Origin of the sequence: Paraburkholderia ginsengiterrae (assembly GCF_001645125.1) — a bacterium.
GTDB classification, from domain to species: domain Bacteria; phylum Pseudomonadota; class Gammaproteobacteria; order Burkholderiales; family Burkholderiaceae; genus Paraburkholderia; species Paraburkholderia ginsengiterrae.
Window position 1 is genome coordinate 1 of the sequence record NZ_LXKA01000210.1, and the last position, 469, is coordinate 469.

Genomic DNA, 469 nt, shown 5'->3' on the forward strand with positions numbered 1-469 from the left:
CGCGATGACCGCGAGCGCCACCTGCTCATACGCGCGGTTCGCGCCGATCAACTCCAGCTACGTCCCCCACGCGCGGCGGTCGAGCATGCTCACCAGCCTAAACCCTCCGAACAACCCTGTAAACGTGATAAAGCCGCCGTACAGTAAGCCCCAGCGGATCTGCGTAACCTTCACCTTGCACGAGACCGACCACTAGCTCCGCGTGACGCTCCCGCCTCGCTCTGTTCTCGCACCGACTGCCCCCCCCCCCAGCACCGCCTCCGTCGCTTCCGCGCCCCCGTGGGCCGACAATGCTCCGTCGGCGCACCTACGGCCTCCGACGCGTGCGTCCCTGCACCGCACCGCCCCGTCTCTGACGACTCCTCCCCTGTCCCACACCCTTCCTCCCTCTCCCCACACCTATCTCTGCAGTCCCACAGCCGCCGCACCGCGACGCACCACCGACCACCCACGTGCCTCTACGTATGAA

1 protein-coding gene is annotated in these 469 nt (G+C 67.4%); it reads left to right on the forward strand.

Annotated elements, in window-relative coordinates; genetic code table 11:
- Window positions 1-196: hypothetical protein (locus A6V37_RS41800; RefSeq protein WP_208607872.1), on the forward strand; the 196-nt coding region annotated here is incomplete at its 5' end.
- Between the last annotated feature and the right edge of the window lie 273 nt (window positions 197-469).